The organism is Vibrio sp. 10N.261.55.A7 (assembly GCF_002877365.1).
In the GTDB taxonomy this organism is placed as follows: domain Bacteria; phylum Pseudomonadota; class Gammaproteobacteria; order Enterobacterales; family Vibrionaceae; genus Vibrio.
The window spans coordinates 1-16,857 of the sequence record NZ_MCWZ01000004.1; the positions used below are offsets into that span (position 1 = coordinate 1).

The window sequence follows — 16,857 nt, forward strand, 5'->3', positions numbered from 1 at the left end:
GTCACTTCACTGTAAGTCGTATTTGGTGGCGCGCCCATTAAAGATGCAGCAATGGTTGCCGCTCCGTCACCGGCAATAGTACGGTGAAGCCCTGGTTTTTTCAGGTAGTCTTTTTTGGTGACGTTAGAGATAGCGAGCATGTCTCCTACGTGTTCCACAGCCGGAGCAATGGCCACTGGAATCATGAACAAAATAGCATTGATGTTAAATTCAGGCGTCGTGAAATTAGGCATAGCTAACCAAGCCGCTTGAGCGACGGGCGTAAAATCGACAACACCGAAATAAAGGCTGAGCAGGTAGCCGGCAACGATGCCACCAAAGATAGGCAGCAACTTAAGGAAACCTTTAGCGAAAACGCTGATGGCTATTGTCACGAACAGTGCCACACTTGAGATCCAAAGTGCTGCGGTACCATCGACGAGTTGCACACTGCCATCGCCAGTTTTGCCCAGTGCCATATTCACTGCTACAGGCGCGAGCCCAAGGCCGATCACAATGATCACAGGGCCAACGACCACGGGTGGCAGTAATTTATGAATAATCTCAACGCCTTTGATTCTAATCACAGCGCCCATCAGGATGTAAACCACACCCGCGGCCATTAAGCCACCCATGGTTGCGCCAATTCCCCAAGTTTGAACACCGAACATTATCGGTGCGATGAACGCAAAAGAAGAGGCGAGGAAAATGGGAACAGAGCGGCGCGTGATGACTTGAAAGATTAAGGTACCAACACCAGCACCAAAGAGGGCAACGTTGGGGTCAAGCCCCGTCAGTAAGGGGACAAGCACAAGTGCACCGAAGGCGACAAAAAGCATTTGTGCACCTTGAATAGCGTTCATCATAGTAAATTCCTATTTACAAAAATGGCAGTAGAAGTGGCGGATAAAAAATCGTTACAATTTTATCACTAACGAAAACGTTTGCGTTAGGTGAGATCAAATAAATTCATGTAAATGATGGGTTTTGAACGAATGAGAAACGCATTATTCAAATTCTCACGCTATCTTGAAGTCCATTTCTTGCTCACACGTGGATAGTTGCTTATCATCTACGTTCGCAAGTCATAATCTAGGAAACGTATGCGTCATTTAGCTTTATTGGTTGTGGGTTTATTGTCGATCCCTGCTCATGCTCTTACTAATGTGGATCTGTATCGTTCAGAAATCGTTATTGATCAAGAGAAACAGGATGGTGACGCAGCCGCTCGAAAGAGTGGTATGCAAGAGGTCATAGTTCGAGCTTCAGGTGACCGAGATGCTGTGAATAATGACGTAGTAAGAAAAGCGCTAAGTAAGCATTCTCAGTACCTGTCACAGTTAAGCTACAGTAAGATTAACGAGCAACCTTCACTGCGCATGAGCTTTAGCGCCCCTCATATACGTGGCCTGTTAAGCCAAGCTGAATTACCTTATTGGCCTCAATCTCGTTCCAACTTGCTGGTATGGCTAGTGGAAGATACGAATTTTGAGCGTAATATCTCTTGGGAGCATTCTTCGACTCCAACCCTTAACCGTATTAAGGACGCTGCGAATCTACGTGGCCTTCCACTCACTGTACCTGTGGGCGACTTCGATGACATTACCGGTATTTCTATTTCCGATGTATGGGGTGGATTTGTAGAGCCGATCAGTGCGGCGAGTCAACGTTATCCAAGTGATGCCGTACTGGTTGTGCGAGCGCAGGGGAATAACCTACGTTGGACTTTATACGATCAAAAACCGGAAAATATGACCTCCAGAACTCGAACGCCTCAATCGGGCAGTGCCTCTGGGTCAAATGCTGCGGCCGATATGGTTCACGCCATTAGTGACTACTACGCAGAAAAAAATGCCGTCGTTGTTGCCAGCGAATCGTCGGAGTCGGTTCTTGCTCAGTTTACTCTGGTTGATAGCGCTGTAGATTTCTTCGAACTAGAGAAAAAACTCAAGGCGCTGTCGTCGGTTGCCTCATTAGACATCCAGAAAATTCAAGGATCTACGGTGACGTTCCAAGTTCATCTTCTCGCCACGATGGAAGAGTTCGAACAGGAAGTCTTGCGCATTTCTCAAGTGAATAGAATGCCAGAGTTGATTGCCGAGCCTGAAGAGGTTGAAAGTGAGCCTGTTATTGAATATCAAGAGTCAACGAAACCAGTTGAAAAAGTTGAAGTGGGGCAACGGAGTGGTGTAGAACCGACATTGATGAACGCTGAGCCATCTGCAACGAATTCAGTGCAAGTCCAATCTTCAGAAATGGAGGCTCTACCTTCAGAGTCTCTAGACATTGTGACTGAAGAAGCAACGGCAGAATTAGGCACGATATTTAAGTTTGAATGGTTAGGTCATTGATGAGTTATCCTAACCGACTAGACTTCTGATTAAATACAATAAAGCCGCAAGTGATGCGGCTTCTTTATTGGTTTCAACCTGGCTATGTTACTAAAGGGTATAGCGGTTATTCACTGGCGTTAAGAGTTGTCGTAACGTGCCTTTTCCTGTTTTTCCACTTCTGATAACCGCGTAAGCTTAAGGCCTAGCTCTTTGCCTCTAGAGCGAGCATAGAGAATGTTCCCTACGAAAGCGACACTCGTTAAGCAGAGCTCAACAGCGGCAAGGATGCGTTCTCCTTCACCGATGAACAGAATGACAAAACCATGCAGAAAGTAGAGCATAAGAACAAAGTTTGCCCACGCGTGTGTATAAGGCTTACCTGCGAGGATCCCAGGCAACGGCAGCAGTAGAGGTACGCTCCAAGCAATCGCCAGGGTTAGATTATTGATATGAGGGTGAGGTGACAGCTGCCATTGCCATAATACGACCCAAGCAAGCAGGCCAAGGTTGCCAAAAAGGGCCAGCAATCGGAATTGTTTACTTCTAGTGGTCATCTCATCGGACATGGGTATTCCTTTCCTCTATTTCCTTTCTAAACAGTGTTGGAGATATTTATTCAATACAATGGAAATCGCTATAAGATTTCAAGAACCTGCTCTGGTGGGCGTCCTAACTTAGCCTTTCCATTATTGATGAATATTGGGCGTTCAATGAGTTTAGGGTGACTTGCCATGGCTGCAAATAACGCTTCATCGCTTGCATTCGATAACTCTAACGTTTTGTAAACGTCTTCTTTAACGCGCATCATATCGCGAACGCTGTCCAAGCCCAATTGAGCGTAAATCTCTTTAAGCGTATCAATGGTTGGTGGCGTTTCTAAATATTTAACGATGTTAGGCGACACGTTGTTCTCTTCGAGTAGAGCTAATGTCTGACGGCTTTTTGAGCATCTTGGGTTGTGATAGAGAGTGACTGACATAGAGTTATCTTCCTGATTTATTTAGTTATTGTAATGACAAGAAACGTTCGCGTTGAATCATAAGCTGATCGATTCGAGCATCGTACCTTGCTTGTTTCAAACTGCCTAGTTCGGCGAGTTGACCTGCTTGTGTATAAAACTGAATGGCTTTATTCCAATCCGCGCGCAGCGCGAGAATTTCAGCGCGTGCCGCTAAATCTTCAGCACTGTTGCCAAGGGCAATGTGTGCATCGGAAAGCAAGTGCCAACCATTAGTATCGTTAGGGTTGTCGTGTGTGTAGCGTTGTAACACTCGAATGGCTTCATCGCGCTCTTCGAGTTTGAGCAAAACATTGGCATAGTTGATGGTCAGCACGGCGTTGTTCGGTTTTGCCTTCAGCGCGCGTTCTAACATGGTCTTCGCTTTCTCTGGTGTTTTTTTAGCGATATAGAAGTCAGATAATGCATCAAGATAGAAGTTGTTGTACGGGTCGAGCTTAATGAGTTCTTCGAGTATCGGTTCTGCTTTCTCTAATTCGTTATTATCGAGGTAAACAAGAGCGAGGCCGTAGCGGTAGGCAGGTGCTTCATCTTTGCCTGCACGCTTTTCTGCTCTTTGTAACCAATCTTTTGATGCACTGCTCTTAATATTGGCATAGCGAGCAACAATGCGAGCGCGAGAAAGTTGATAATCCAGTGATGGCATCACTCTCATTGGTGGATAGCTGCGCGCACGTTCGCGACTGTCGGTAATTCGGTCTTCTGGAAGAGGGTGAGTCAGAAGCATTGGTGGCGGCTTACTCGCATAGCGATATTCATCGGCCAAACGGCCAAAGAAGCGAGGCATCGCTTTCACGTCAAAGCCTGCTTTTGCAAGGGTATTAATGCCAAATCGGTCCGCTTCTTTTTCGTTGCTACGAGTGTAGTTTATTTGGCTTTGAATGTTACCTGCTGTCGCCGCTGTAATCGCTGCGATGCCCGCTTCTGGTGCCGCTATGGCAATGAGAAGTGAGGCGGCTAGGGCGGCCATGGTTGCCGGCGAACGTCTTGCTTGCTCTTCCATTCTTCTTGCTAAGTGGCGCTGCGTTACGTGAGCAATCTCGTGGGCAACAACGGAAGCGAGTTCACTTTCTGATTGAGCGTGAAGAAACAAGCCGGAGTGAAGAGCAACGTATCCACCAAAAAACGCGAATGCGTTGATGTTTCTATCGCGAATCATGAAGAAGGTAAATGGGGTTTTAACGTCGTTTGCGTTCGCGACGAGACGGTGTCCTAGCGTATCAATGTACTCATTTAATACAGGATCATTGATGATTGGCTGGCTGTTTCTAAGTATCCGCATATACGCGTCACCATAGATGATCTCTTGGTCTATCGTGAGAGTACCACTTGCCGCGGTGCCAATGTCTGGTAATTCTATATTATTGGCAATAGAGACAGATGGGCTGGCTATAGCAGTAGCGACACAAAGGCAGATCAACGAGCGGGTGCGTTTAAACATATTAATCAACAATACTCCATATTCATTGTTGTTATTGACAATAAGTAACCCAATTGGTTTCAACTTATCCATTCTCTGAATGATAACAATGGGATGATAAGTGAAGCAGGTAAACCGTCAGGCGTTACTTTAACGTTGTTAGCCTTGTAAATACAAGGGCTGAGCGGTGAAACATGAACTTGATTTTGTTTGCCGTTCAAAACCCTATACAATAGAGCGATATTGATCTGTATCGGACCAAAATGTGGAACATCTCCTCGATTTACGTTGCGAAAGATGCCCTATGGCATTGCTGCTAGCAAAGCGATACATCGCTCTGTTTTCAAAAGGGCAGGAAGCTGAAATCTATGTTTCGGATACCAGCTCTCAGCGAGATATCGAACGTTACCTGCTGACACAAAATCACTGCGTAACGAGCAATCAAATAAACGACTACTTTAGCCTTAAAGTGGTTATCTAAAAAAAGGGAACGCTGATTAATGTTAGATATGGTTAGTCGTTGGTATAAACGACGTTTTTCTGATCCTCATGCAGTAAGTTTAGTCGCGATCTTATTGTTTGGATTTATCACCATTTACTTCTTTGGCTACCTCATTGCCCCATTATTGGTCGCCATTGTCCTTGCCTACTTACTTGAATGGCCCGTCACTAAAATTACAAGGCTGGGCATTCCTCGAACGCTCGCGGTCATATTGGTGATTCTCACATTTACCGGTGTGATGTTGTTGGCCGTTTTTGGCTTAGTTCCGACGATCTGGCAACAGGTTGGAAACCTAATCAATGATATCCCTAGTATGTACATCGGCTTGCAAGAGTTTATCTCTATTCTCCCGGAGAAATACCCTGAGTTTGTGAATGTTCAGCTGGTTGAGTCACTCATGGATAACATGAAAAATCAGGTGATTGTCATGGGTGAAAGTGTTGTGAAAGGCTCGCTCGCGTCATTGGTGAGTTTAGCGACGTTGGCCGTATATCTAATACTGGTTCCTCTGTTGGTGTTCTTCTTGTTGAAAGACAAGGGTGAAATGATCACGATGGCCAGTGGCTTGCTTCCACGAAATCGACGCCTAGCCGATAAAGTATGGGTCGAGATGAACCAGCAAATCTCGAACTATATTCGTGGCAAGGTACTCGAAATTCTAATCGTTGGTGGTTCGAGCTACATTACATTTGCTCTATTGGATCTTCGCTACGCAGTATTGCTTGCCGTTGCCGTCGGTTTCTCTGTACTCATTCCCTATATAGGTGCGGCCGCTGTTACAGTTCCCGTTGCGATTGTAGGCCTTTTCCAGTGGGGCTTAACGCCACCTTTTTACTGGCTTCTCTTTGCGTACGGCATCATTCAGATGCTAGATGGGAATGTACTTGTGCCCGTGTTGTTCTCTGAAGCGGTGAATTTGCACCCTGTTGCCATTATTGTTGCGGTTCTTGTTTTCGGCGGGCTTTGGGGTTTTTGGGGGGTGTTTTTCGCCATCCCGCTGGCCACCTTAGTAAAAGCCGTGATTAATGCACTGCCAAGTCATGAAGACGAAGAGTTGGTAGAATCGCCCTAAAAAGGCAACCACACTAAAATTGTTGATGTTCTAAGGCTTTGAAACTATTAACTAAGCTCTATCGATTTCTAATTGGTAGAGCTTTTTTTTATCTTTTGCACCTATACTTTGACGTATCGCTAACAAAATTAATTGTTATTAATTACATAAATATAATTAAGTTTTCGGGAAATTTGACGACATAGTTTGTAACATATGGCACAATTCTTATGCAGTATGTCGTTCTGTATGTGAAATGGATACTATTTTAGTCGAGGAAAATTATGAAGTTTAGTTATAAAATTGTGGCAGCATCGTCTGGGTTGCTGCTTGTTACTGTTCTATTGTTATCCATTCAACAACTGTCGACTGTGAAAGCTGAGGTCGAAGATTTAGTCTATAGCAGCTTAAATGAAATGGTTTCCGGGGTTAAAAATACCGTTTCGTCAGAAATGGAAAGCAAGAAAGCCTTAGCTCAATCTTCAACAGAAGTTATAGAGATCAACCCTCAAGATCAGGATTATGTAAAAGCAGTTCTAGAAAACCCTAAGCTAAAATCAAGTTTCCTAGCGGTTGGTTTTGGTTACGAGTCGAATGGATTTGTCATTGAAAATGATGATGGATGGGACGCAGGGCCTGATTACGACCCTCGAGTTCGTCCTTGGTATATTGATGCCAAGTCTAAAGGTCAATTAGTGGTGACCGCTCCTTATGTCGATGCCTCTTCTAATAACGTCATCATCTCGATCGGCACACCCGTTAAAGAGAATGGTAGATTTACCGCCGGAATGTTCTACGACTTGGAATTAACAGGCCTTGCGGATCTCGTTAACAGTGTCAACCTTCTCGACGCGGGTTATCTGTTTATCGTTACTGCAGATGGAACGACCATCGCTCACCCTACATCTGCTAATAATGGCGAAAAGTTCGCAAGCTACATGCCCGGCATTACCATCAAAGAGGGCACGCAAAAGGTAGAGATAGATGGCACATCATTCTTGGTTCAGTTTGTTAAGGTTCCTGCTGAGAACTGGTATGTCGGAGCGATTGTCGATGAATCCATCGCTTTTGGCGCTATTGATACCTTGAGAAACAGTGCCGTTATATATGGCTTAATCGGGGTCATTCTCAGTATCATTGGCTTGAGTATGCTGATCAAAGTTCTTCTGCGTCCATTGGGTGTATTGAATGCTGCGATTCAAGATGTCGCATCAGGTCAGGGTGATCTAACGAAGCGCTTAGATACCAACACAGACCCAGAATTTGCTGAACTTGCCAAAGGGTTCAATCAGTTTACAGAGACGTTGCAAAACCAAATTATTCAATCTAAAGGGATTGGTAGCGACATAATGAGTGGTACTGAGATGATTGTGCATGGAGCACATGAGTCTGCAGATGCTATGCGTAGCCAATTACAAGAGCTTGAGCAGTTAGCAACCGCTATGAACGAAATGGCGGTTACGGCGACAGAGGTGGCCAATAACGCACAAGGAGCAGCAGGGGCAGCGCAGCAAGCCGACGAAGCGACAGAAGTGGGCTCTAAAGTGGTGAGCGAAACGACGATGTCCATCGACAACTTATCTGCACGTATCGATCAAGCGGTGGAAGAGGTGAAAGGGCTAGAGTCTGCAACGGCTAACATTGAAACCATTTTGAAGGTTATCAACGATATTGCCGATCAAACTAACCTATTGGCACTTAATGCAGCGATTGAGGCGGCTCGTGCCGGTGAGTCTGGTCGAGGGTTTGCCGTTGTAGCTGATGAAGTTCGTACGCTAGCACAACGAACACAAGAATCGACGACGGAAATTCGTAGCATGATTGAGCAGCTCCAAGCTGGTGCAAGTTCTGTTTCAGCGGCCATGAACGAAAGTAAAACAACCGCTGTTGATGCCGTTGATAAAGCGCAAGCGGCAAACTCTTCTCTTGAAAGTATTCGAGATGCGATTCAGCATATATCAGACATGAATCTACAAATCGCCTCTGCGGCTGAGGAGCAGAGTTTGGTTGCGGAAGAAATCAACAACAACACGGTTAAGATTAAAGACTTATCGACCCAAGTGGCTGATTCTGCGGAAAACACAAGCACCGCCATGCAGACTCAGAAAGAGAATATCCATCAGCAAGATGCGTTACTTAATAAGTTCATTGTTTAAACCGTGAACCTGATGGGGTAGAGGTACTCTGAAAGTAAAATGCCAGCTCTTATTGAGCTGGCATTTTTGTTTTCACCGTGTTGCTGAGCTTACAACCGCGATTTAAAGAGAAATGAAATTAAGCTGTTTTCTCGTTTAGGTAATCAAGAACGACTTCATGGTGAGTCTTAGTCTTAAATTTATTGAAAACATGTTCAATAATGCCTTCTTCATTGATCAAGAAACTGATGCGGTGAAGTCCATCGTACACTTTGCCCATGAACTTTTTTTCGCCCCAGACACCGAACTGATCCGCCGCTGCGTGGTCTTCATCAGACAACAGAGTAAAGTTTAAACTGTCACGTTCAATGAATTTGCCAAGGCGCTTAACCGCATCGATACTGACCCCTAGCACGACAACATTGTGTGCATCCAATTCTGCTTTAATATCTCTAAGCCCTTGTGCTTGGACAGTACAACCTGGCGTCATCGCTTTTGGGTAGAAGTAGAAAAGCACTTTCTTACCGCTAAAATCACCAAGTGTTACTGTGTTGCCGTCTTGATCTAAAAGAGAGAAGTTTGGCGCTGGCGTGCCAGCAGTCAAAGTGTTCATCGAGTTTCCTTTCTATTGGCTGTTTTTTACAAAATTGAGTGAGCCCTGAACAGAGAGCGACTGACAAAATAGAGTGAACTCTTCTTGAAGCTGCATCAAATTACATTGAGAGTCGACCGCTGCGGTAAGCGCGATATGGAATTGATCACTTTCACTCTCCGCTTCAGATTTGCTGATCGTCTTGGCACTGAATGAGGCGAGGCCAATGTTACGGTCAGCAAAAAACTGAGTAAACTCTTCGGTTAATCCCATTCTGTCATCGGATTCAATAAAGACTTCAAGGGTATAAGCATGGTCAAAAACAGAGTGGGTAGACGTGCGTTTCATCATAGTGATCAGGTCGTGCTCTTGGCCCAGAAGGGGAAGAGTTGTTTCTACTCGAGTGATGCAGTTGGCATTGCCAGAGATAAGCATAATTAAGGTAAATTCATTACCAAACAACGCTATTCGGCTATCGATGATATTGCATCCAGACTGCGTTACAAGATGAACTACTTGATTAGAGACGCCTGGTCGGTCGGAACCAACGGCGGTGATCACTAGATGTTGAGTCATGATATCACGTTAAAAAAGGGCTATAGCCGTATGTTAGCACAGATGATTGGATATGCTGGTCTAGTCGGGTGGTTTTTACGAGAGAACTGCGTAGGAATTACACTAATCATGAGGCTTGATTGAGGGGACAAAACGCCTTGTGTCATTATTTGCCAAGAATATCAGCGAATAACTATGCCGAAGGTCAAACATGTGATAAATATTCATTCTAACAGGTGGTATAACAGCGCTTGAGCCCTTGTATTAAGTAATGGGCTTACAGTACCATGCAGAAAGTATCAATTTATGGAGAAAGACATGTTTTCAGGAAGTATTGTTGCATTAATTACGCCGTTTAATTCCAATGGTGAGGTCGATTACATAAGCCTGAAAAAGTTGGTTGATTTCCATGTGGACGCTGGCTCTGATGGCCTCGTCGCTGTAGGTACAACTGGCGAGTCTGCAACGCTAACTGTAGAAGAGCATGTTAAGGTAGTGAAGAAGGCCGTGGAATTTGCCGATGGTCGTATTCAAATCATTGCGGGTACAGGCGCAAATGCGACGCACGAATCTGTGACCTTCAGTCGTTTACTTAATAATTCGGGTATTTCAGGTTGTCTTAGCGTGACGCCTTACTACAACAAGCCAACTCAAGAAGGTTTGTATCAGCACTACAAAGCGATTGCTGAAGTCAGTGACGTACCGCAAATCCTATATAACGTACCAGGCCGTACTGCTGTAGACCTGTTACCAGAGACTGTTGCTCGATTGTCTAAAATCGACAACATCGTTGCATTGAAAGATGCGACAGGTGATTTAGACAGAGTTAAAATTCATCGTGAACTTTGTGGTGAAGATTTTATCTTACTCAGTGGTGATGATAGTACAGGTCTAGATTTCGTTCGATTAGGTGGCCATGGTGTAATTTCTGTTACCAATAATATTGCAGCAGCAGATATGTCAAAAATGTTCAGACTTGCAGCTGAAGGTAAATGGGAAGAAGCCGAGGTGATCAACAATCGTTTGATGCCATTACACAAAGATCTGTTTGTAGAGTCTAGCCCTATTCCAGTAAAATGGGCCGCTCATAAAATGGGGCTTATCGCTGAGGGCAACCTTAGACTGCCTTTGACAGTATTATCTGAATCACTACAGCCAACAGTTAGTCAAGCAATGACTGATTCAGGTATTTACTAATTAATTGAAAAGATAGCCAAGGTACGTAACCTTGGCTTTTTAGGAGTTTCAATGAAGTTTTCTCGCCAGCTAGTTATGACATCACTAGCTGTTTTAGTTTTAAGCGCATGTTCAAGCGATCCATCTTCTCGTCGTCAGGCAAAAGATGATTTTGAGTACATGGACACCCCTGAATTTACAGAGTGGAAGTTTCTAGAAGGCGCAGAGCCTAACTTTTATGACGACTATGAAATTCCAAAAGGCGATTTCAATGGTGAACTTGGGCAGGCTGTCGATATTCGTCCACCACAGCAGATCTTAGAGTTGGTTCCTGGTGCTCGAGTAGAGAGCACAAACAGTGATGTTACTCTGTGGCTACTTAAGAAAGAAGAAGCTGACAAGGTCTGGGAAACAGCGTTGATCATGCTTGAAGAACAAAATATCAAGCTTCGAGAGCAGACTGAAAAACGTGTAGAAACGGATTGGACAACGTGGGAATCTGAAGATGAAGATACGGTACTTGGCTCTCGAACTGAGTTTACACATGTTGAATCAAATAACCGTTACGGATTTAAAGTCGCGTTGATTGAGTGGCGTGAAGATAATACCATTGAACCTGTTTCTGCTACGAATAAAGAGCGCTATAACGTATTGCTAACCAATCTTGTTATGGCTCGTTATGACCTTGAACTGCGAGAAGAAGCCGCGCGAAAAGCAGAAGAGTTGGTTAAGCAAATCCCAATCACTATGGGGACCGACCGCAGCGGGCTACCTGTGATTATTGCTCGTACACCATATAATGTTATGTGGCAGCGTCTGCCAACGTTATTACCTGAAATGGGCTTTACGATTGAAGGCCGAAATCAATCTCAGGGTAATATCAAAGCGAAGTATGCTGCTCCAGATGATGATTTCTGGGAAGACATTGGCGTTAAGCCAGTAGAATTGAAAGGTGGAACGTATACTTTCCTATTTGGTGATTTAGGTAACCGTACATCAATTAACGTGACTGATTCAGCGGGTAAGCCTGTTGAAGAGCAGCTGTTGATGGATATGGCGCCTGTGATTGCCGCGATGGTAGAAAAACAGTAATTCAAAACCTAATAAAAAAGAGCGCTAAGGCGCTCTTTTTTTGTATCTGAATTTTGCTGTTAATGATTATTTAGGTTCCACTTTTTCTGCGATGTTTTGGTCTGCGACGTTATGATCTGAATCCTTATTAGAGTGGTCGGCACTTTCGGATTCTATTCCATCAACGGTTTCTTCTATTTGTTCTTTTTCTATTTTTTCTGGTTCTTGTTCTTCACTTGCTGGTTTTTTAGGCGTCTTCTTCATTTGGCCTATTTTTAACTTCGCGACGTATTTCAGAGCCATAATGTTACTGACCATGAACCCCATGGCTAGAAAAGAGATAATCCAAGGGTTGGTGAGAATATCCATTACTTCTCCGCTGAATTTACGTTAGTGATATATTGAGTGTAGATCGCTTCAAGTGAATCCAGGACAGTATCCCGCCCTTGAATTGAGTTTCGAAGTAGCTCTGAGCGCAATAACTCAATAGACAGAGCGGACATACATGCGTTTCCAACTCTAATGTGGCTTATGTGCCAAGGCTCAATGTCAACACCGCCCCTATCTTGTTGATACGGATAGTAGAAGCCAAATCGTGAAAGGTTAGCCGCCAGCCATTGGTAAAAAGCGTGTTGATGACCATCGAAATATTCCCATGGCTCCAGTTTTAGCACTGTGTCTTCAGGAATCGCAAGCGAATCATAAATATCGAAATCGGTACCCCAATGATGACGACTTGCACCGGGTAGTGCTGACCAGCGCAGAATGGCGTTTACTTTCTGTGTTTCGTCTAGAGTGAGTGGGTCAACCGGCTCGTTGTTGCTGTCGAGTATGTCTCGTTCACCCAGCATCTTGCTGTTCCAAATCGCGGCTTGTCGATTGAAGTGACGAAAGCCACTTGCGATACAAAGATTAAACCCGGCATCGTCAGCGGCTATTTTAAGCGCGATAAGGTCCTGAACAACCTCATGGTGTACTAGAAACTCTTTCGTACCAATCGTTGTTTTGATTAGGTGAGTCTCTTTTTTTCCGGTTAGTTGCTCAGAATCCATCATTCACCTAAATCCATCATTTGCCTAATAAGTTTTCTAATGTTTTTTCAAACATATCGGTTAACTTTTCTAGATCTGCGATGCTGACGCACTCATTCACTTTATGGATGGTCGCATTAACAGGCCCAAGTTCAACCACTTGGCTTCCCATACGAGCGATAAATCGTCCGTCAGACGTTCCACCTGTGGTCAGCAATTCCGGCGCTTTATGGTTAACGCTTTCTACCGCTTTAACCACGGCTTCAAGAAGTTCGCCTTCCCCTGTCAAGAAAGGTTGGCCGCTCAGTGTCCACTTAAGATCGTAATCGAGTCCATGCGCATCCAGAATAGAGTGTACGCGTTGTTTAATTTCAGTGTCTGTCAATTCGGTACTGAAACGGAAGTTAAACTGAACGTCAAACTCACCAGGGATAACATTCGATGCCCCCGTGCCTGAGTGAAGGTTTGGAATTTGAAAGCTGGTTGGTGGGAAGAATTCATTACCGTTGTCCCACTTTGTCGCAGCAAGTTCTGCTAAAGCAGACAGTGACTGATGAACGGGGTTATTCGCTAGGTGAGGGTAAGCGACGTGACCCTGTGTACCGTTGACTCTTAAATCACCAGTGATTGATCCGCGTCGGCCGTTTTTAACAACATCACCAATAGCGTGAGTACTTGACGGCTCCGCCACGATACACATATCGATGATTTCATTTCGTTCCATTAAGGTATCAACCACTCGTGTTGTACCGTTAATGAACGGGCCTTCTTCATCGGAAGTGATCAAGAAAGCGATAGAACCTTTGTGGTTTGGATTGTTGGCAACAAATTGTTCTACCGCGACTACCATTGAAGCAAGTGAGCCTTTCATGTCAGCGGCACCACGACCGTGTAAATAGCCGTCGATGATAGTCGGTTCAAAAGGAGGTGTATGCCATTGTTCTAAAGGGCCAGCTGGTACCACATCGGTGTGGCCGGCAAAAGTGAATAGTGGCGCTGTTGTCCCTCTACGAGCCCAAAAGTTTGTTGTGTCTTCAAACACCATTACTTCGATTTCAAATCCTAACGCTTCTAAGCGTTTGATCATCACCTGTTGGCATCCGGCATCTTCTGGTGTCACTGATTGACGACTCATTAAGTCTTTAGCGAGCGCCAGAGTTGGGCTATCTGTCATCCGTGTAGTCCTGTTCATATTTATTTAAAGATTGATTGGTATTGTTCGGCCTTAAAACCAAGATGTAGCTCATCATTTACCGCTAAGATTGGTCGCTTTATCATCGCTGGCTGTTCCACAAGTAATGCTATTGCAGATTCTACATTGAGCGTGTCTTTTTGTTCTTGAGGGAGTTGACGGTAGGTTGTGCCGCGTTTGTTTACGACTTGCTCCCAATCCAAACTCTGAACGAATTGAGTCACGAGTTCGCTATCAACACCTTGTTTTCTATAGTCATGGAATACGTAATTCACATCGTTGGCTTCAAGCCATTTTTTTGCTTTTTTTATGGTATCGCAGTTAGGAATACCATACATAGTTACGGTCATATTGGTTTCAATATCAGTAAATTATTCGATGTAGAAATCCTAACAGGAAGTGAGCTAGGACACAAAAAGGGCTTATTAATATTTTACGTGGTAAAAAAAATGCGTATCAATTTGTTTCGATTAAAAATAAGTTGATCAAACGCACGTGTTTATCTTGAAAAAAAGCAAATAATAGATAAGAACCACTAGGAGATGTAATCAATGGAATTGAGTCCTGTTTTTGCAAGGCGTTTGTATTTGGCTCTATTAGTTGAGAGTCTAGAAAGACCAAATGTACCGAAACTTATCGAACAAACGGGTTGGCCCCGTCGTACTATTCAAGATGTCCTTAAAGCGTTGCCAGGCATAGGTATCGAGCTGATGTTTGTGCAGGATGGTCGTCGCCACAATGATGGCTATTACCAACTTTCTGATTGGGGACCATTCGACAGCCAATGGGTATTAGCCCGACAGCGTGATATCGCTGAAAGCCTGGGTTTTCAAGCATAGGGTTTCAAGCTAAGCCAGCGTCTGCTGGCTTTTTTATGTCCGCAACGCATTGAGTGTGGTTTATTGCTTACACTGATAAGCCACGCCTAAAACCGTAAATGACGTCGCAAAATCCTGTGGGCTTGTTAGATAAACGGTATCGGCATTCAGAGCCAACCCTTGGTTTTTGGCGTCGATAATGGCGCCTCTAATAAGAGTATCGTTGCCATAAAATAGATAGTCATACCAATGCCCTTCACTGCCTGTAATCTCTCCTAAAGCGTGGCACTCATCAGCGTTAAAACTGGAGTCTATTCTCACGGTTATGTCTTGGCTCCCCGCATCAGGTATTGCCTTAGGATTAGAACAACCCGATAGAATAAGGAGAGACAGCGCTAAAGTGACTGACTTCGGAATGAATGTGATGTTGCATCTCATCGATATGCCTATTGCTGAGTGATGTAAGTGATGAAACCCGCCCAACTGACGATGAGCAGCATCCAAGGTAGCATAGAACCTTTCGTTGTTTTTTCCACTGGTGGCGGGCTGTCTGCCTGAGTCTCATTAGCGGATTGAACACTCTCTTTCTGTTTTTGAGCTTTCTTTCTTACTTTATCCGCTTGTCGATTTCGTTCTTTTTGTTGCTTTTTATAGAGAGCGATACCTTTTTCGATGCCTTGAGCAATGAGTTTGGTTTGCTCTTTGTTTTGGCCTTGCTTTTGAGTCGCTTTCGCTATCTTCATCGCCTGTTGCTGGGTCTCTTCTGAGGGCGTCGTTGTATTTTTCATTGAATATGGGCTAGTTGATCAAGGTTGTGAATAGGGTATCACGATATACTCAAATTTTGACGTCAGAAAGTGAAAGTAGAGGAACATTATGGAGAGTATCGTCTTGGTAACTTTGATACTTTTAAGTCTCTCGATAGTGATCGTTATGAGCCAGAAATCAAAAATACGCAAGCGCAAAGCTAGCCTATTTATGGTTTTAGTCTCTTTGACGACACTTCCTCTGTTTCATTTCTTGCATGAACCTGTACCTAAAGAAGCGGAGAAGGTTATCGACACTCTGACTCATTCAGAGTACATGGAAGATATTCAGGCAAAGCTGACCGACGATCCAAATCAACAAGAGTTGTGGTTTCAGCTTGGGCATAGTTATTTACTTAACAATGACTTCAAGTCTGCGTTAACCAGTTTCGATTATTCCATTCGCCTGTCTGTTACCCCGTCGGCCAATCAATTAGCAGCCAAAGCAAGTGCTTTATATTATTTACGATCTCAACGGATTAACGAAGAGGTTGAATTGCTTCTGACTGCGGCCTTGCAGCAGGATACAACCAACACCACTGCGCTGACCCTCATAGCCAATGACCATCTTTTAAGTTTCCGTTATCAGCAAGCTATCGACACCTGGGTGCGCCTACTGGATTCTCAAAAGACAGATCTCGACCGAGTTTCGATTATTGGTTCGATTAATTACGCCAAATCGAGGTTGAATATCAACTGATGTCATCTAGCCGAGCACTCTTTTAGCTGTCGATCAAAAGGAAAAGTTCCTCTCAGGGTCACAAGGGGGGAAATATGGCTGCCCCTTTCCAGAACAGGTTTCTTTTTAGTGACGGATGAATTTTAGAGTCCTTAACCATCTTGGCATTCGGTTGATACAAGTCCCGCATGAATTCTCTCAATACCTTATAACCTAAATTCGGTGCTGCGCCGAAGGCTTTTGGGATACAAAGGTCTAGCACGTCGCGAATATCTTGGAGACGGTTGAGTATCGAATTGTCTCCGTTTGTGATGTATTCAGTTGCGAAATAATTGATGCAGCCAAGTGATAAGGATTCTTTGGTGCCATTACCTTTTACGAGAAATTGCCAACTTTAATTAACCAAAAAATAACTTTGTTGATCGTTTTAGTAGGACGAGATCTAATTTAAATGAAGAGTTAAGTTAAGCGGAATTAGTTATCGGTGCTTGGATTATTT

20 protein-coding genes are annotated in these 16,857 nt (G+C 44.2%); 8 read left to right on the plus strand and 12 right to left on the minus strand.

Annotated features, from left to right (window positions below; all coding sequences use genetic code 11):
- Positions 1–845: solute carrier family 23 protein (locus tag BCU12_RS00815; RefSeq protein WP_102402514.1), on the minus strand; the 845-nt coding region annotated here is incomplete at its 3' end.
- Between the two features lie 237 nt (positions 846–1,082).
- On the opposite strand from BCU12_RS00815, the gene BCU12_RS00820 reads away from it, so the two are divergent.
- Positions 1,083–2,330: a DUF2066 domain-containing protein gene (locus tag BCU12_RS00820; RefSeq protein ID WP_102402515.1), complete on the plus strand. Its 1,248-nt coding sequence runs from the start codon at positions 1,083–1,085 to the stop codon at positions 2,328–2,330.
- A gap of 119 nt (positions 2,331–2,449) precedes the next feature.
- Here the strand turns inward: BCU12_RS00820 and BCU12_RS00825 are convergent, their stop codons facing one another.
- From BCU12_RS00825 to BCU12_RS00835, 3 genes are all read right to left on the minus strand, one after another.
- Positions 2,450–2,878, minus strand: coding sequence for a DUF2069 domain-containing protein (locus BCU12_RS00825; RefSeq protein WP_102402516.1), 429 nt, complete (start codon positions 2,876–2,878; stop codon positions 2,450–2,452).
- A gap of 68 nt (positions 2,879–2,946) precedes the next feature.
- Entirely contained in the window at positions 2,947–3,291 is a 345-nt protein-coding gene (gene arsC / locus BCU12_RS00830; RefSeq protein WP_102402517.1) for an arsenate reductase (glutaredoxin), read from the minus strand.
- A 25-nt stretch (positions 3,292–3,316) separates the two neighbouring features.
- Positions 3,317–4,771, minus strand: a complete 1,455-nt coding sequence (locus tag BCU12_RS00835; RefSeq protein ID WP_102402531.1) for a M48 family metallopeptidase — start codon at positions 4,769–4,771, stop codon at positions 3,317–3,319.
- Between the two features lie 244 nt (positions 4,772–5,015).
- On the opposite strand from BCU12_RS00835, the gene BCU12_RS00840 reads away from it, so the two are divergent.
- From BCU12_RS00840 to BCU12_RS00850, 3 genes are all read left to right on the plus strand, one after another.
- Positions 5,016–5,231 carry a sulfurtransferase TusA family protein gene (locus BCU12_RS00840; protein WP_102402518.1) on the plus strand — a complete coding sequence of 72 codons (216 nt, stop codon included), beginning with the start codon at positions 5,016–5,018 and terminating at the stop codon, positions 5,229–5,231.
- A 19-nt stretch (positions 5,232–5,250) separates the two neighbouring features.
- Positions 5,251–6,324 (plus strand): AI-2E family transporter, encoded by a 1,074-nt coding sequence (locus BCU12_RS00845; protein ID WP_102402519.1) that lies wholly within the window; start codon positions 5,251–5,253, stop codon positions 6,322–6,324.
- Between the two features lie 263 nt (positions 6,325–6,587).
- The gene (locus BCU12_RS00850; protein WP_102402520.1) at positions 6,588–8,459 is read left to right on the plus strand and encodes a methyl-accepting chemotaxis protein; all 1,872 of its coding nucleotides are present in this window, start codon (positions 6,588–6,590) and stop codon (positions 8,457–8,459) included.
- A gap of 118 nt (positions 8,460–8,577) precedes the next feature.
- Here the strand turns inward: BCU12_RS00850 and bcp are convergent, their stop codons facing one another.
- Together bcp and BCU12_RS00860 are read right to left on the minus strand one after the other, a co-directional pair.
- Positions 8,578–9,051, minus strand: coding sequence for a thioredoxin-dependent thiol peroxidase (gene bcp / locus BCU12_RS00855; RefSeq protein ID WP_102402521.1), 474 nt, complete (start codon positions 9,049–9,051; stop codon positions 8,578–8,580).
- 12 nt (positions 9,052–9,063) lie between these two features.
- Positions 9,064–9,606 carry a glycine cleavage system protein R gene (locus BCU12_RS00860; protein ID WP_102402522.1) on the minus strand — a complete coding sequence of 181 codons (543 nt, stop codon included), beginning with the start codon at positions 9,604–9,606 and terminating at the stop codon, positions 9,064–9,066.
- 297 nt (positions 9,607–9,903) lie between these two features.
- Between BCU12_RS00860 and dapA the strand changes: the two genes are divergently transcribed.
- Complete coding sequence (gene dapA, locus BCU12_RS00865; protein ID WP_102402523.1) at positions 9,904–10,782, plus strand: 4-hydroxy-tetrahydrodipicolinate synthase; 879 nt, start codon at positions 9,904–9,906, stop codon at positions 10,780–10,782.
- 51 nt (positions 10,783–10,833) lie between these two features.
- Entirely contained in the window at positions 10,834–11,853 is a 1,020-nt protein-coding gene (gene bamC, locus BCU12_RS00870; RefSeq protein ID WP_102402524.1) for an outer membrane protein assembly factor BamC, read from the plus strand.
- 66 nt (positions 11,854–11,919) lie between these two features.
- On the opposite strand, the gene BCU12_RS23675 is transcribed toward bamC, so the two are convergent.
- From BCU12_RS23675 to BCU12_RS00890, 4 genes are read right to left on the minus strand one after another with little or no spacing between them, the layout of a single operon-like run.
- Positions 11,920–12,201, minus strand: coding sequence for a DUF2897 family protein (locus tag BCU12_RS23675; RefSeq protein ID WP_102402525.1), 282 nt, complete (start codon positions 12,199–12,201; stop codon positions 11,920–11,922).
- Positions 12,201–12,884: a M15 family metallopeptidase gene (locus BCU12_RS00880; protein WP_102402532.1), complete on the minus strand. Its 684-nt coding sequence runs from the start codon at positions 12,882–12,884 to the stop codon at positions 12,201–12,203. The genes BCU12_RS23675 and BCU12_RS00880 overlap by 1 nt, the downstream gene beginning before the upstream one ends.
- Positions 12,885–12,900: 16 nt before the next feature.
- Complete coding sequence (dapE, locus tag BCU12_RS00885; RefSeq protein ID WP_102402526.1) at positions 12,901–14,037, minus strand: succinyl-diaminopimelate desuccinylase; 1,137 nt, start codon at positions 14,035–14,037, stop codon at positions 12,901–12,903.
- A 20-nt stretch (positions 14,038–14,057) separates the two neighbouring features.
- Positions 14,058–14,405 (minus strand): ArsC family reductase, encoded by a 348-nt coding sequence (locus tag BCU12_RS00890; RefSeq protein ID WP_102402527.1) that lies wholly within the window; start codon positions 14,403–14,405, stop codon positions 14,058–14,060.
- 201 nt (positions 14,406–14,606) lie between these two features.
- Here BCU12_RS00890 and BCU12_RS00895 point away from each other — a divergent pair, with 201 nt between their 5' ends.
- On the plus strand, positions 14,607–14,894 hold the full coding sequence (locus BCU12_RS00895) for a helix-turn-helix domain-containing protein (RefSeq protein WP_102402528.1): 288 nt from the start codon (positions 14,607–14,609) through the stop codon (positions 14,892–14,894).
- A 60-nt stretch (positions 14,895–14,954) separates the two neighbouring features.
- Here BCU12_RS00895 and BCU12_RS00900 read toward each other — a convergent pair whose 3' ends face one another.
- Together BCU12_RS00900 and BCU12_RS00905 are read right to left on the minus strand one after the other, a co-directional pair.
- Entirely contained in the window at positions 14,955–15,311 is a 357-nt protein-coding gene (locus BCU12_RS00900; protein ID WP_102402529.1) for a DUF4156 domain-containing protein, read from the minus strand.
- 8 nt (positions 15,312–15,319) lie between these two features.
- On the minus strand, positions 15,320–15,661 hold the full coding sequence (locus tag BCU12_RS00905; RefSeq protein WP_102402530.1) for a DUF2956 domain-containing protein: 342 nt from the start codon (positions 15,659–15,661) through the stop codon (positions 15,320–15,322).
- A gap of 145 nt (positions 15,662–15,806) precedes the next feature.
- On the opposite strand from BCU12_RS00905, the gene BCU12_RS00910 reads away from it, so the two are divergent.
- Positions 15,807–16,379 carry a nitrite reductase gene (locus BCU12_RS00910; protein ID WP_241909713.1) on the plus strand — a complete coding sequence of 191 codons (573 nt, stop codon included), beginning with the start codon at positions 15,807–15,809 and terminating at the stop codon, positions 16,377–16,379.
- Positions 16,380–16,857 lie beyond the last annotated feature (478 nt).

Excerpts from the sequence above, each read along its gene's own strand:
- bamC (WP_102402524.1), top strand. The coding sequence starts at position 10,834 with ATGAAGTTTTCTCGCCAGCTAGTTATGACATCACTAGCTGTTTTAGTT.
- BCU12_RS00900 (WP_102402529.1), bottom strand. The coding sequence starts at position 15,311 with ATGAGATGCAACATCACATTCATTCCGAAGTCAGTCACTTTAGCGCTG.
- BCU12_RS00835 (WP_102402531.1), bottom strand. The coding sequence starts at position 4,771 with ATGTTTAAACGCACCCGCTCGTTGATCTGCCTTTGTGTCGCTACTGCT.
- BCU12_RS00895 (WP_102402528.1), top strand. The coding sequence starts at position 14,607 with ATGGAATTGAGTCCTGTTTTTGCAAGGCGTTTGTATTTGGCTCTATTA.
- BCU12_RS00910 (WP_241909713.1), top strand. The coding sequence starts at position 15,807 with ATGAGCCAGAAATCAAAAATACGCAAGCGCAAAGCTAGCCTATTTATG.
- BCU12_RS00860 (WP_102402522.1), bottom strand. The coding sequence starts at position 9,606 with ATGACTCAACATCTAGTGATCACCGCCGTTGGTTCCGACCGACCAGGC.
- dapA (WP_102402523.1), top strand. The coding sequence starts at position 9,904 with ATGTTTTCAGGAAGTATTGTTGCATTAATTACGCCGTTTAATTCCAAT.
- BCU12_RS00880 (WP_102402532.1), bottom strand. The coding sequence starts at position 12,884 with ATGGATTCTGAGCAACTAACCGGAAAAAAAGAGACTCACCTAATCAAA.
- arsC (WP_102402517.1), bottom strand. The coding sequence starts at position 3,291 with ATGTCAGTCACTCTCTATCACAACCCAAGATGCTCAAAAAGCCGTCAG.
- BCU12_RS00850 (WP_102402520.1), top strand. The coding sequence starts at position 6,588 with ATGAAGTTTAGTTATAAAATTGTGGCAGCATCGTCTGGGTTGCTGCTT.
- bcp (WP_102402521.1), bottom strand. The coding sequence starts at position 9,051 with ATGAACACTTTGACTGCTGGCACGCCAGCGCCAAACTTCTCTCTTTTA.
- BCU12_RS23675 (WP_102402525.1), bottom strand. The coding sequence starts at position 12,201 with ATGGATATTCTCACCAACCCTTGGATTATCTCTTTTCTAGCCATGGGG.
- dapE (WP_102402526.1), bottom strand. The coding sequence starts at position 14,037 with ATGACAGATAGCCCAACTCTGGCGCTCGCTAAAGACTTAATGAGTCGT.
- BCU12_RS00890 (WP_102402527.1), bottom strand. The coding sequence starts at position 14,405 with ATGACCGTAACTATGTATGGTATTCCTAACTGCGATACCATAAAAAAA.
- BCU12_RS00825 (WP_102402516.1), bottom strand. The coding sequence starts at position 2,878 with ATGTCCGATGAGATGACCACTAGAAGTAAACAATTCCGATTGCTGGCC.
- BCU12_RS00845 (WP_102402519.1), top strand. The coding sequence starts at position 5,251 with ATGTTAGATATGGTTAGTCGTTGGTATAAACGACGTTTTTCTGATCCT.
- BCU12_RS00820 (WP_102402515.1), top strand. The coding sequence starts at position 1,083 with ATGCGTCATTTAGCTTTATTGGTTGTGGGTTTATTGTCGATCCCTGCT.
- BCU12_RS00905 (WP_102402530.1), bottom strand. The coding sequence starts at position 15,661 with ATGAAAAATACAACGACGCCCTCAGAAGAGACCCAGCAACAGGCGATG.